At 58.6% G+C, this 11,578-nt stretch carries 16 protein-coding genes; 7 read left to right on the top strand and 9 right to left on the bottom strand.

Annotated elements, in window-relative coordinates; translation table 11 throughout:
* Positions 1-44: 44 nt before the first annotated feature.
* A complete protein-coding gene (locus tag ACIF4X_RS07420; RefSeq protein WP_123453015.1) occupies positions 45-266 on the bottom strand; it encodes a DUF1127 domain-containing protein in 222 nt (73 codons plus the stop codon).
* Between the two features lie 96 nt (positions 267-362).
* Here ACIF4X_RS07420 and ACIF4X_RS07415 point away from each other — a divergent pair, with 96 nt between their 5' ends.
* Positions 363-1,217, top strand: a complete 855-nt coding sequence (locus ACIF4X_RS07415) for a LysR substrate-binding domain-containing protein (protein ID WP_397481667.1) — start codon at positions 363-365, stop codon at positions 1,215-1,217.
* On the opposite strand, the gene ACIF4X_RS07410 is transcribed toward ACIF4X_RS07415, so the two are convergent.
* Positions 1,207-1,953: a sulfite exporter TauE/SafE family protein gene (locus ACIF4X_RS07410; protein WP_397481594.1), complete on the bottom strand. Its 747-nt coding sequence runs from the start codon at positions 1,951-1,953 to the stop codon at positions 1,207-1,209. The genes ACIF4X_RS07415 and ACIF4X_RS07410 overlap by 11 nt on opposite strands.
* Positions 1,954-2,067: 114 nt before the next feature.
* On the opposite strand from ACIF4X_RS07410, the gene ACIF4X_RS07405 reads away from it, so the two are divergent.
* The 3 genes from ACIF4X_RS07405 to ACIF4X_RS07395 all read left to right on the top strand — a co-directional run bounded on the left by ACIF4X_RS07405 (position 2,068) and on the right by ACIF4X_RS07395 (position 4,299).
* Entirely contained in the window at positions 2,068-3,024 is a 957-nt protein-coding gene (locus ACIF4X_RS07405) for a LysR family transcriptional regulator (RefSeq protein ID WP_397481593.1), read from the top strand.
* Positions 3,025-3,095: 71 nt separating this feature from the next.
* The gene (locus ACIF4X_RS07400; protein ID WP_397481592.1) at positions 3,096-3,551 is read left to right on the top strand and encodes a MarR family winged helix-turn-helix transcriptional regulator; all 456 of its coding nucleotides are present in this window, start codon (positions 3,096-3,098) and stop codon (positions 3,549-3,551) included.
* Between the two features lie 328 nt (positions 3,552-3,879).
* Positions 3,880-4,299 carry an organic hydroperoxide resistance protein gene (locus ACIF4X_RS07395; RefSeq protein WP_397481591.1) on the top strand — a complete coding sequence of 140 codons (420 nt, stop codon included), beginning with the start codon at positions 3,880-3,882 and terminating at the stop codon, positions 4,297-4,299.
* Positions 4,300-4,373: 74 nt separating this feature from the next.
* Here ACIF4X_RS07395 and ACIF4X_RS07390 read toward each other — a convergent pair whose 3' ends face one another.
* Both ACIF4X_RS07390 and earP read right to left on the bottom strand, forming a co-directional pair.
* Positions 4,374-4,943 (bottom strand): elongation factor P, encoded by a 570-nt coding sequence (locus ACIF4X_RS07390; RefSeq protein ID WP_007908599.1) that lies wholly within the window; start codon positions 4,941-4,943, stop codon positions 4,374-4,376.
* Positions 4,944-4,991: 48 nt separating this feature from the next.
* Complete coding sequence (gene earP, locus ACIF4X_RS07385; protein WP_397481590.1) at positions 4,992-6,134, bottom strand: elongation factor P maturation arginine rhamnosyltransferase EarP; 1,143 nt, start codon at positions 6,132-6,134, stop codon at positions 4,992-4,994.
* Positions 6,135-6,258: 124 nt separating this feature from the next.
* Between earP and ACIF4X_RS07380 the strand changes: the two genes are divergently transcribed.
* Positions 6,259-6,669: a hypothetical protein gene (locus ACIF4X_RS07380; protein ID WP_397481589.1), complete on the top strand. Its 411-nt coding sequence runs from the start codon at positions 6,259-6,261 to the stop codon at positions 6,667-6,669.
* A gap of 2 nt (positions 6,670-6,671) precedes the next feature.
* A complete protein-coding gene (locus ACIF4X_RS07375) occupies positions 6,672-7,154 on the top strand; it encodes a transcription elongation factor GreAB (protein ID WP_397481588.1) in 483 nt (160 codons plus the stop codon).
* A 9-nt stretch (positions 7,155-7,163) separates the two neighbouring features.
* Here ACIF4X_RS07375 and cysB read toward each other — a convergent pair whose 3' ends face one another.
* From cysB to ACIF4X_RS07350, 5 genes are all read right to left on the bottom strand, one after another.
* Entirely contained in the window at positions 7,164-8,138 is a 975-nt protein-coding gene (gene cysB, locus ACIF4X_RS07370; protein WP_007908591.1) for an HTH-type transcriptional regulator CysB, read from the bottom strand.
* Between the two features lie 113 nt (positions 8,139-8,251).
* Positions 8,252-8,755: a universal stress protein gene (locus ACIF4X_RS07365; protein ID WP_007908589.1), complete on the bottom strand. Its 504-nt coding sequence runs from the start codon at positions 8,753-8,755 to the stop codon at positions 8,252-8,254.
* Positions 8,756-8,852: 97 nt separating this feature from the next.
* Positions 8,853-9,758, bottom strand: a complete 906-nt coding sequence (locus ACIF4X_RS07360; protein ID WP_397481587.1) for a 5'-nucleotidase — start codon at positions 9,756-9,758, stop codon at positions 8,853-8,855.
* Between the two features lie 22 nt (positions 9,759-9,780).
* Positions 9,781-10,737 (bottom strand): putative 2-dehydropantoate 2-reductase, encoded by a 957-nt coding sequence (locus ACIF4X_RS07355; protein WP_397481586.1) that lies wholly within the window; start codon positions 10,735-10,737, stop codon positions 9,781-9,783.
* The gene (locus ACIF4X_RS07350; protein WP_397481585.1) at positions 10,734-11,120 is read right to left on the bottom strand and encodes a thioredoxin family protein; all 387 of its coding nucleotides are present in this window, start codon (positions 11,118-11,120) and stop codon (positions 10,734-10,736) included. Before ACIF4X_RS07350 ends, ACIF4X_RS07355 begins: the two co-directional genes overlap by 4 nt.
* On the opposite strand from ACIF4X_RS07350, the gene ACIF4X_RS07345 reads away from it, so the two are divergent.
* Positions 11,119-11,562, top strand: a complete 444-nt coding sequence (locus ACIF4X_RS07345) for a PilZ domain-containing protein (RefSeq protein WP_397481584.1) — start codon at positions 11,119-11,121, stop codon at positions 11,560-11,562. The two genes, ACIF4X_RS07350 and ACIF4X_RS07345, sit on opposite strands and share 2 nt — an antisense overlap.
* Positions 11,563-11,578: the final 16 nt, after the last annotated feature.

The raw sequence follows: 11,578 nt of genomic DNA, 5'->3' as shown, positions 1-11,578 counted from the left end.
GGAAGTTGGTTTGTGTAGCGCTCTGCTCATCATTTATGCAGCGGTCATTTATGCATCGGGTCATCCCAGAACGGCCGCACGGCTTCGTGTTCAACGTCGGCACGACTGACGCCGATGTCCTTCAACGCTTCGTCGCTCAGACTGGCGAGCAACTCGCGCTCACGGTGCAGTTCGTACCAGCGGCTAAACTTGTGCAGCAGGTCGGAAACGATATGGCCGTGTCCGGAAAATTTTGCGTCGTCTACATACTCTCTTTGACCTTTCATCGTGTTGCCTCCTTTGTGGATGGCTCAAGTCTCGCGCCGACGCTAAGATCAATCCAACGAATGTTTCTGATGGCATGCATCACGGAGATTCATCAATTGTCGGCTTATCCCAGTATCGATACCGATGTCCTGCGCACCTTTGTCGCCATTGCTGATCAGGGCGGTTTCACCCGCGCCGGCGAAATGGTCAACCGCACACAGTCGGCGGTGAGCATGCAGATGAAGCGTCTGGAAGAAGACGTGTTGCAGCGGCAGTTGTTCGAGCGCGACGGACGCCAGGTGCGCCTGACCGCCGAAGGCCAGGTGCTGCTCGGTTACGCGCGGCGCATCCTCAAGTTGCACAGTGAAGTGTTCAATACCCTGCGCGAACCACACATGGTCGGCACCGTGCGTATCGGCACGCCGGATGACTATGTGATGCGTTTTCTGCCGGGGATTCTGTCGCGGTTTGCGCAGTTCTATCCGTTGATCCAGATCGAAGTGCACTGCGAGTCGACCAAACAACTGTTGCAGCGCACTGATCTGGACCTGTCGATCGTTACCCGCGAGCCGGGCAACGAGATCGGCCAGTTGCTGCGCAAGGAGCGTTTCGTCTGGGCCGAGGCGCAGAACTTCAGTGCCCACGAGCAAACGCCGCTGCCGCTGGCGATGTTCAACAGTGATTGCTTCTGCCGTTTGTGGGCATGCAATGCGCTGGATGCGATGGGCCGCGAATACCGCATCGCTTACAACAGCACCAGTCTGTCGGCGCTGATGGCCGTGGTCAGCGCGGGTCTGGCGATCACCGCGCAGCTGGAAAGCCTGATCACCCCGGACATGCGTATTCTCGGCGCCGATCAAGACCTGCCGTTGCTGCCGGAAGCCAGCATCATGCTGGTGCGCAATCTGAACAATCCGTCGCCGATCACCGAATGCCTGGCCGAGCACATCGTCGAAGGCTTCAAACTTTAAACGCGAGCATCACCGCACATAGCACCAGAAAACCGCAGAACAGCCCGCGCAGGATTTTTTCCGGCATGGCGTGGGCGACTTTCACGCCCCAACTGATGCTCGCCAGACCACCGATCGCCAGCGGCAGGCCGATCATCCAGTCCACTTCCTGGTGCACCGCATAAGTCACCAGGGTCACGCCGGTGCTCGGCAAGGCCAGCGCCAGCGACAAGCCCTGAGCGACGACTTGCGTGGTGCCGAACAGGCTGGTCAACACCGGCGTCGCCACCACTGCCCCGCCGACACCGAACAAGCCGCCCATGGTTCCGGACGCCGCCCCGAGCACGCCGAGCCATGGCCAGGAATAGCGCATCTCTGAAGTCGCAGCGGGTTGCTTGCCGAACATCTTCAACAGGTTGTAGATCGAGAGCACCACCAGAAATGCGACAAAGCCGATGCGCATGGTTTGCGCATCAATGCCCACCGCCCAGATCGAACCGATCCACGCAAAGCAGAAGCCCATTACCGCCAAGGGCAGCGCATGCCGCAGTTCGATGCGATTGCGTTGATGATAACGCCACAGCGCCAGCATCACGTTCGGTACGACCATGACCAGCGCCGTGCCTTGGGCGATCTGCTGATCGAGACCGAACCACACACCGAGCAAAGGGATGGCGATCAATCCGCCACCGATACCGAATATGCCGCCGAGCGTGCCAAGGGCCGCGCCAAACAACAGGTACAACACAAACTCCATCACAGCTGAATTCCTCTTACGTCAGGCGACTCATCCTACGCAGTCGTGGCTGGCGGGGAAACGCACAGCAACGCACAATGGCTGTGCCGATTTCGCACAAGCGTGAAGCTGACCATGAATCCCAATCAATTGACCGACCAACTCGGGCTGTTTCTCGATGTACTGGAGAGTGGCAGTTTTTCCGCCGCTTCGCGTCGTCATCCACTGACACCTTCGGCCGTCGCCCGACGGATCGACAGCCTGGAAAGCGCCGTTGGCAGCCAGTTGTTTGTCCGCAGCACTCACGCTGTGCGTGCAACGCCAGCGGGTCTGGCGTTTGCCGAACGCGCGCGACGGATCGTCGCCGAGTTACAACTGGCCCGAGCCGAAGCCGTGTCCCTGAGCAGTGCGCCGGAAGGTCTGATCCGCATCGATGCCCCGGCAGCGTTCGGACGACGGCATCTGGCGCCAGTGATCGCTGACTTTCTCGTCCTCTACCCCGGACTGGATGTGCAGTTGCACCTGATCGACAGTTTCGTCGACATGGGCGGCTCGAACCTGGGCAAAGTCGATCTGGTGCTGCGCGCCGGGCAAATGGCCGATACGCGACTGGTGGCCACACCCTTGGCGAGCATGGTGCGCATTGCCTGCGCCAGTCCTGACTACCTCAAACGCCGGGGTATTCCCGGCGGTCCAGCGCAACTGAGCGAGCATGACGGTCTGGATTGGGAAGGCCTCGCCCCGCCCTTCGCCTGGCGGTTCGAGCAGGACGGTCAGATGCAATTGCACCGTCCGGCGCGGATTCGCATGAGCGCCAACAACGCCGAGGCACTGGTGTGTGGTGCTTTGGCTGGTTTGGGCATCGCCCACCTGCCGACGTGGCTGGCCAGCGAATACCTGTTGCGCGGCGAACTGCTGCCGTTGTTCTGCGAAAACGGCCTGCCGGCCCCGGAATCCACCGGCATCTACGCACTGCGCATGGAACAGCAGCCCCACTCGCGCAGCCGCTTGTTGCTTGAATACCTCAAGACTCGTTTCAGCCCAGTGCCGCCATGGGATCTGGCTTTGCAACGGGATTTGGGACGCCATTAGATCCCAGAATTATCTGGCGCATTAAAGATTCGAGCGCTAGATTCATGTCCATCACCGATCAAGGCTTTGACATGACTTCCGAACGCGACACCTGCGACGACCTGCTGCTGGATAACCAGGCGTGCTTCGCCCTGCATTCCACTTCGCTGATGATGACCAAGGTCTACAAGCCGCTGCTGCAAGCCTTGAACCTGACCTATCCGCAATATCTGGCGATGATGGTGTTGTGGGAGAAGGATGGTTTGACCGTCGGAGAAATCAGCACTCGGCTGCTGACCGATCCGGGCTCACTGACTCCACTGCTCAAACGGCTGGAGGCTGAAGGCCTACTGAGTCGCACGCGCAGCCGTGAGGATGAGCGCGTGGTGATTGTCGAGTTGACCGAGCAAGGCCGCGCGTTGAAAGAAAAAGCCCAGACGGTCCCGCAATGCATCCTCGGCGCCAGCGGCTTTTCTCTGGAACGCCTGCAAAAGCTGCAATCAGAGTTGCAGGCGCTGCGTAGCCATCTGCAAGAAAGCCTGATCTAACCCCGACACTGTCCCTTGTGGGAGCGAGCCTGCTCGCGAATGCGGTCTGTCAGCCAACTTGTTTGGTGAATGAGAGATTCCATTCGCGAGCAGGCTCGCTCCCATATTGGTTTCATCGCCAGCACAATATTTTTCAACAACTGATCTGCTGCACAAACCGCTCTAAATCAAGCCTTATAGGCCATCTCCCATCCCCACCCCTCGTCAAAGCGTACATTTCTCAAAAAAATTATCTTGCGCACTAAATATTCGCGCGATACATTTATCTCGCACTTACTTAGCGCACAAACAATTAGCGCACACAAACACACTTAATGAGGCTCACACCATGCAAACTCTCTACACCGCAATCGCAACCTCCACTGGCGGCCGTGATGGTCGTTCGATCTCCAGCGACAACATCCTCGACGTCAAACTGGCCACCCCGAAAGAACTCGGCGGTGCCGGCGGCGCGGCGACCAACCCTGAGCAACTGTTCGCTGCCGGCTACTCGGCCTGCTTCATCGGCGCACTGAAATTCGTCGCCAGTCAGACCAAACGCAAAATCCCTGACGACGCCTCGATCACCGCCCACGTCGGTATCGGCCAGATTCCTGGCGGCTTCGGTCTGGACATCGACCTGCACATCAGCCTGCCGGGCCTGGAACAAGCCGACGCACAAGCACTGGTCGACGCCGCTCACCAGGTCTGCCCGTACTCCAACGCCACCCGTGGCAATGTTGACGTACGCCTGCACGTCACTGTTTGAAGCCAGACACAAATCTCAGGCACAAAAAAGCCCGACTCAATGGTCGGGCTTTTTCTTTCCGCAAAAAGCAGTGCTTATTTGGCACGGCCTTTGTAGGAACCGCCTTCACGGGTGTCGATCTCGATCTTGTCACCGATTTCGATGAAGTCAGCAACCTGCAGCTCAGTACCGTTAGCCAGCTTGGCTGGCTTCATGACTTTGCCGGAAGTGTCGCCACGAGCCGAACCTTCGGTGTAGTCAACTACGCGCACGATGGTGGTCGGCAGCTCTACGGAAACCAGACGCTCTTCGAAGAAGATCGCTTCGCAAACATCGGTCATGCCTTCTTCAACGAAAGGCAGAACGGCTTCGATGTCTTCAGCGTTCAGCTCGTACATGGTGTAGTCAGTGGTGTCCATGAACGTGTAGGTGTCGCCGCTGATGAAGGACAGAGTCGCTTCTTTGCGGTCGAGGATTACGTCGTCCAGTTTGTCGTCAGCGCTGTAAACGATCTCGGTCTTGTAACCGGTCAGCAGGTTTTTCAGCTTGGTCTTCATGATCGCGCTGTTACGGCCCGACTTGGTGAATTCAGCTTTCTGAACCAGCCAAGGATCGTTCTCGAGACGGATCACGGTACCGGGTTTCAGTTCTTTACCAGTTTTCATTGCGAATATCCGAATTTGGATGGGATTTACAAAAATCTAGGCCGCGTATCATATCCAATTTAGGTAAAACTGTACCAGCGCTGCGGCAAGATCGGCCTGCAAGCCTTGTTCCAGACACCATTTTTCTGCATTTTTCTGCAGTTCTGGCCAGTGTATGCGGGTTGCCAGCCAGTGCTCACCGATAGGTTGACCGGCACTCCACGCCCGCCACAGACCGTTCATCGCCTCCGCTGCGGCCGGCGACAAGCCTTTTGTGTAAAGCGCGAGGAAGGCGTCGAGCTTGTCCAGATGGATGTCTTCGTCCTGCTGGTAGATGTGCCAGAGCATCGGCCGCCCCGCCCACTGCGCCCGCACGAAAGAATCCTCGCCACGCACCGCGTTGAAATCGCAGCACCAGAGCAAGTGATCATATTGATCCTGTCGGACGAACGGCAGCACCTGCACGGTCAAGGACTGACGCACATGGATCGCACCAACGGTCAGCGTTTCCACACCAAGCCAGCGCGCCACATCGCCAAGAACCCGCCCTTCCGGCACTAGCAGATGGGTCGGCGCGGTGTCCGCTGCCAACACGTCCAGCCAACTGGCCAGCCCGGCATTTTCGTAGGCAAACAACGAAATCAGCTGCGCCTCAGGCGCGCGATCGATGCCCAGGCCTTGCAGGAATTGTCGCTGCGCCTCGGGATCCTGTTGAAAATGCCGACGCTGCTCAAGCAATCCACGCTCACGCAGCAAACCGCCAGTATCGGGCTGGAAACCGGGAAAAAAGAAGATTTTTTGCACCGATTTGTATTTCACCGACGGCAGACCGTGGCAACCGACAACCCAGTCCTCGGCACTGAGGTAGTCGAGGTTCATCCACAACGGCGGCTTTTCGCGCTCGGCCATAGCGTCCATGTAGTCACTGGGCAACTGACAGGCAAACGCGGCGATCACCACATCCGCCGCATCTGTGTGCACCCACTCAGCCGGCCAGTGCCGCACTTCGACGCCTTGTTGCGATTGCTGTGCGGCGCTGATATCGATCGCCGGACAAATGCGTTCGAATGCGCGCAGATCATCGACCCACAATCGCACCGGCAAACCATGCTCAGCCACCAATTGCCGGGCCAGACGCCAGGTCACGCCGATGTCGCCAAAATTGTCGACCACGGTGCAGAAAATATCCCAGCGGGGTTTCAATTCCGGCATTCAAGACTCCCGTTGGCAAAAGCATTGATTGTCCGCATAAATGACCTCGCGCAGAAGAGCCGACGGCGATTAATCTTCGTGCGACAATCGCCACTTGCCCGCAATCATCCGCCAGGAGGCAGCCATGCCCTATCGTCCCAATCCGCGTCGCCCGTTGCCTGTTCAGCTAAGTGCGCTGCATTTGACCGGCAGCATTGCCTTGGGCATGTGGCTGGGCTTTCTCGCCATTGCGCTGACCTGCTGGCTGCTGGCGCATTTCCTGTTCAAAGAACAACTGGCACCCGTTGCCCAGGCTGTGCAGCAATTGGCCAATCCGCCGGCGGCGGTTCAGGTACAGCCGGATATTCCCCCGCAGAGCCCGTTATTCGAACAGTACGAAGAAAACCTGCGCAAGAACGAGCAACAGGCTCGACTCGATCAAGCGCGCAGCAGCTCGCGAAATCAGTCGAACCCGAAATGCCAGTTCTGGCTGCAGCAGGATCAGACGGCTCCGAGCGAGAAAAGCCGCGCCAACGTTTTGCAATTCTGCGACTGATCATGAACAAGCATATCGTCCACCAACTGATTCTCGACAAACTGCGCATCGACCTCGACATCGCCGAACGCGCCGCACAAACCGCTTACGAAACCGCGACCCACGAAGAAAACATCGCCGAAAACAAGTACGACACGCTGGGTCTTGAGGCGTCGTATCTGGCGGCTGGACAGGCGAAACGTGTCGAGGAAATTCGCCATTCATTGGCGCTGTGTCAGAACCTGACGCTGCGTGCCTACGATGAAAATCGTGGCATCGAGGTCGGCGCCCTGCTCGGTCTGGAAGACGAAAAGGGTCGCGAACAATGGCTGTTTCTCGCGCCGGATGCGGCAGGCCTGAAAATCGACGTAGTCGGTCAGCCGATTACCGTCATCACCCCGCGCTCACCGCTGGGCAAAGGTCTGCTGGGCAAGTGCGAAGGCGATGAGGTGGAGATTCTGGTGGCGGGCACCCGGCAACAGTTTGCTGTCACCGAGGTGCTCTGATTCAACGGATCAGTGAACCGGCAGTTCGACGCCGTCGAACAGTTCTTCCAGTTCCTGCTTGTTGTGGCACTGAATGGCTTTGGCCATCACTTCGCGGGTCAGGTGCGGCGCAAACTTCTCGATGAAGTCGCACATGAAACCACGCAGGAAGGTGCCGCGACGGAAACCGATCTTGGTGATGCTCGATTCGAACAGTTCGCTGGCATCCAGCACCACCAGATCATTATCGAGCTTGGTGTCGACCGCCATTTTAGCGACGATGCCCACGCCCAGGCCCAGGCGCACGTAAGTTTTGATCACGTCGGCGTCAGCGGCGGTGAACACCACTTTCGGCGTCAGGCCGCGATGGCTGAAAGCTTCGTCGAGTTTCGAACGGCCGGTGAAACCGAACACGTAAGTCACGATCGGGTATTCGGCCAGTGCTTCGAGCGTCAGCTTCGGCAGCTTGGTCAGCGGGTGGCCCTGCGGCACGACCACGCAACGGTTCCAGCGGTAGCACGGCATCATCACCAGGTCGCCGAACAGCTCCAGTGCCTCGGTGGCAATGGCGAAATCGACGGTGCCGTCAGCGGCCATCTCGGCGATCTGCATCGGCGAACCCTGGTGCATGTGCAGCGCCACGTCCGGGTATTGCTTGATGAAGTTACTGATCACCGGTGGCAGCGCGTAACGTGCCTGGGTGTGCGTGGTGGCGATCGACAGAGTGCCTTTTTTCTCGTTGGAAAATTCCTGAGCGATCTGTTTGATGCTTTCGACTTTGCGCAGAATCTCACCGGCAGTGGTGATGATGCGCTCGCCGGCCGGGGTCACGCGGGTCAGGTGCTTGCCGCTGCGGGCAAACACTTCGACGCCAAGTTCGTCTTCCAGCAGGCGGATTTGTTTACTGATGCCCGGTTGCGAGGTGTAAAGGCTTTGGGCTGTAGCGGAAACGTTGAGGTCGTGGTGCGCCACTTCCCAGATGTAGCGCAATTGTTGAAGCTTCATATGAATCCCTCAAAGCAGGTAGACGCCACGGGCATCAGCGACGGTATATAACTATATTAATGGTTTGAATAATAAATCTAGAACTTTTTTATCAAAGCGCCATTATTCCTGCCTTAGCGATCCTCCCGCCGCCGTCGCTCCACCAACGGCACCAGATAAACCGGCACCTTGGCCAATTGCAGGACCCGCGCCGCCGTGCGCCCCAACGGCGTTTCCGCGCCCACCCCGTGGCTGTGACTGCCGACGATCAGCAGATCGACAGAGAGTTTCTGCACCTGGTCGAGAATCACTTGCGACGGATCGCCCTGCAGCACGCGCACCGCGCGAATGCGCTGCAGGTCCTGCTCGCCTTCATCCCCCAGTTCTTCGCGAAAACTTTCCAGCACCCGCTGCTCGATATTGGCGATGACTGTTTTCAGACCCTGGCTGTGAAATTCGTTCAATGCCTGCTCGTCCAGATAGCTCTGCAACACCGATTCGGCAAACAGCCCCATCGGCTCCACCGCGTGCACCACGTACAAATCGGCATTGAACGTTCGCGCCAACGCCAGGGCATGCTGCATCACTAACGGTGCGTACAGACCGAGGTCAGTGGCATACAGCATCGAACGAATCATATGACCTCCTCGCGTGCCAACATGGCGGAGATTTGATTCAGCTTAGCAGTGCCTTGGCGAGTACGACGTGCGACGCAACGTCTTGAACCAAAGGGCTTTAGACCGCAGGTTCGTTACTGATGCCATGCGGCACATGGCCCGTGGCAACGACTTCGCGGGCGAGTTCGCAGTGGCCGGCCTGATCGTCGAAAAACACGTCGGCGGCGAATGCTTCGAGAAATGCCGATTTGGTCAGGCCGCCAAGGAACAGTGATTCGTCGAGGCGAATGTCCCATTCGCGCAAGGTTCGGATCACCCGTTCATGGGCTGGCGCCGAACGCGCTGTGACCAGCGCCGTACGGATCGGGCAATCATCGTCGGGGAATTCCCGCTGGAGCAAATTGAGCGCCGCCAGAAACCCCTTGAACGGCCCACCGCGCAAGGGTTCGCGGGCCGACTCGCGCTCCTTGGCCTGAAACGCTTCCAGCCCGCCAGACTGATAGACGCGCTCCGACTCGTCGGAAAAGATCACCGCGTCGCCATCGAAGGCGATGCGCAATTCGTCGCTGGCTGCGCGACTGGCGCCGCCGGACAGAATTGTCGCGGCAGCAAATCCGGCATCCAGCGCCGCGCGCACGTCTTCGGCATGGGTCGACAGAAACAGATCGCAACCAAACGCTTTCAGATAAGGATACGGACTGCGCCCGCCGACAAACGCCGCGCGGGAAATCGCCAGACCATAATGATGAATAGAGTTGAACACACGCAGCCCGGTGTCGGCGCTGTTGCGCGAGACCAGAATCACCTCGACCCGTGCACGGCCGAGGCGACTGTTAAGGCTCAGGAGTTTTTCCACCAGCGGGAAGGCATCGCCGGGCGCAAGAATTTCGTCTTCGTGCTCGATCTGGTATTGCCGATAGGCTTCGACGCCGCTCGACAGATAGACCTTGTGGCTTTCGCTCAGGTCGAACAGGGCGCGTGACGAAATCGCCAGCACCAGTTTGTCATCGATGTTCTTCGCCATGCCTTCCCCCAGAGCGACCGGCTTAAACGTTGCGCCGGTCGATAAAACGTAAATTGCGATACAGCGCTTCGATGCGCGGCAATTCACAGCCCGCCGCTTTCGCCGCTGCCAGTGGCCGAGCGTAGATCGCCTCCAGCTCCAGCGGTCGCTTATGTAAAAAGTCATGGTGCATGCTCGGCCAGTAGTCGGGCATTTTCTCGGTCATCATAAACAGATAGTCGGCGTAACCCGGCGGCACGTCGTGGCCGCAGGCTTTGGCCCCCTGCACCACTTCGGCCATCAACGCCTGGATCAACACACGGCTGTCGGCATCGGCCATCAGCGGCGTGGTGCTGGCGCCGAGCAACACCGAGAGTCCGTTATAGGGAATATTCCACACCAGTTTCTGCCAGCGCGCCTGCTGCAGATTGGGCATTGCCTGAGAATCGATTCCGGCGGTGCGGAACAACCCGCAGCCCTCTTCGACAATTGCCATACGCGCAACGTCATCGATGGCCGGACCGCTGTGATAGCCAACATTGACCGCGCCGAGTGCCTGATGGGTGACTTGTCCGGGACCTTCGCGGTGCACACAGATCAGGCACAAGCCGCCCAGCAGGTGCAGAGAGTCGGGGAGCAATTCACGCAAGTTGTCTTCAACGTCGAGACCGTTTTGCAGGACCAGCACTTTCGCATCGGGTTTGGCCGCTTGAATGACAGAAGGCGCGAGGCCGGCATTGCTGGTGGTTTTCGCCCCGACCAACAGCCAGTCGCATTTGGGCATGTCTTCGGCGGCCGAATAGGCCTGCACCGGATTCAGTGTCAGTGGGCCATGCACCGCGCTGTTCACCTGCAGACCCCGCTCGGCGACCGCCGAAAACTCGCTGCGCAACAGAAAGTGCACATCGAAACCGGCGCGCGCCAGCATCACACCGTAAAAACCCCCAATTGCGCCGGTGCCGATAATCCCTACGACCGGTCTATTCACTGCCCCCATCATGGCAACTCCTCTGCAATTTGACCCAGTGCCTGCGCCAGCGCTGCGTTCAGCGCATCGGCCGTCAGACGCGTGTGCAATGCCCCAAAGAATTCGCCGTCGCGCACCACGAACAGCGCCGGCAAATGAAAGACCTGATAGCGCTCCACCAACCCGCCGTTGTCGCCGGCATCGATCCAGCACAGGCGATCAATCCCCAGCGCCAGATCCGGCAGCACTTCGCGGGCATAACGGCAACTGGCGCAGCCGACGCTGGTGAAAATCACCAGCGAAACGCCGCCCATCGCCAATAGCCGTTGGTCGGCGTCGAAATCGGTCAGTTCGGATTCGACCACTATACTGGGGGAAACAATGTCAAATGGCCGACACAGGGAGTCTGTGCTCATGGGACGCTTCATTCCTCATCCGGACGAGGTGCCGGTTGAATTAACCTTGCTCAAGCCTGAGTGCATTTCCAGGCGACAGCTGCACACTATCAGCCTCGGCGGCATCGCTTGCAATTACCATCGTGCCTGGCGTCATGGCACCGCCCTGCAAGTGCGCATGCCGACACTCAACGCCGACATCTGTTATCCGGGTTACGTGGCGTGGTGTCTGCGTCGCAAAAAAGGCTATCTGGTGGGCATCGCGTTCACCGATGAGCAGACGCTGTTCAGCGCGCGAATGGGTGAGCAGGTGTGTCAGATCGAGCGCTACTGCCGCATGCACGACACCCACGATGACCTGCAAGAAATTCAGGCGGTGGCCCTGCAATGGGTCGAGCAACACGCCGACGAGTTCTCCCACGACAGCGTGCGCAAGGCTTTTGCGCAGCCAGCGCTGGACTAAAGCACCTTTTGCCCAT

It is taken from the genome of Pseudomonas sp. NPDC085632 (assembly GCF_044541255.1).
Classification (GTDB): Bacteria; Pseudomonadota; Gammaproteobacteria; order Pseudomonadales; family Pseudomonadaceae; genus Aquipseudomonas.
This window is presented reverse-complemented; position numbering and strand designations above follow the sequence as displayed.

Bases quoted from the DNA above. Each gene is read 5' to 3' on its own strand.
- ACIF4X_RS07420 (WP_123453015.1), bottom strand. From the start codon at position 266: ATGAAAGGTCAAAGAGAGTATGTAGACGACGCAAAATTTTCCGGACAC.
- ACIF4X_RS07410 (WP_397481594.1), bottom strand. From the start codon at position 1,953: ATGGAGTTTGTGTTGTACCTGTTGTTTGGCGCGGCCCTTGGCACGCTC.
- ACIF4X_RS07405 (WP_397481593.1), top strand. From the start codon at position 2,068: ATGAATCCCAATCAATTGACCGACCAACTCGGGCTGTTTCTCGATGTA.
- ACIF4X_RS07400 (WP_397481592.1), top strand. From the start codon at position 3,096: ATGACTTCCGAACGCGACACCTGCGACGACCTGCTGCTGGATAACCAG.
- ACIF4X_RS07395 (WP_397481591.1), top strand. From the start codon at position 3,880: ATGCAAACTCTCTACACCGCAATCGCAACCTCCACTGGCGGCCGTGAT.
- ACIF4X_RS07390 (WP_007908599.1), bottom strand. From the start codon at position 4,943: ATGAAAACTGGTAAAGAACTGAAACCCGGTACCGTGATCCGTCTCGAG.
- earP (WP_397481590.1), bottom strand. From the start codon at position 6,134: ATGCCGGAATTGAAACCCCGCTGGGATATTTTCTGCACCGTGGTCGAC.
- ACIF4X_RS07380 (WP_397481589.1), top strand. From the start codon at position 6,259: ATGCCCTATCGTCCCAATCCGCGTCGCCCGTTGCCTGTTCAGCTAAGT.
- ACIF4X_RS07375 (WP_397481588.1), top strand. From the start codon at position 6,672: ATGAACAAGCATATCGTCCACCAACTGATTCTCGACAAACTGCGCATC.
- cysB (WP_007908591.1), bottom strand. From the start codon at position 8,138: ATGAAGCTTCAACAATTGCGCTACATCTGGGAAGTGGCGCACCACGAC.
- ACIF4X_RS07365 (WP_007908589.1), bottom strand. From the start codon at position 8,755: ATGATTCGTTCGATGCTGTATGCCACTGACCTCGGTCTGTACGCACCG.
- ACIF4X_RS07360 (WP_397481587.1), bottom strand. From the start codon at position 9,758: ATGGCGAAGAACATCGATGACAAACTGGTGCTGGCGATTTCGTCACGC.
- ACIF4X_RS07355 (WP_397481586.1), bottom strand. From the start codon at position 10,737: ATGATGGGGGCAGTGAATAGACCGGTCGTAGGGATTATCGGCACCGGC.
- ACIF4X_RS07345 (WP_397481584.1), top strand. From the start codon at position 11,119: ATGGGACGCTTCATTCCTCATCCGGACGAGGTGCCGGTTGAATTAACC.
- ACIF4X_RS07350 (WP_397481585.1), bottom strand. From the start codon at position 11,120: ATGAGCACAGACTCCCTGTGTCGGCCATTTGACATTGTTTCCCCCAGT.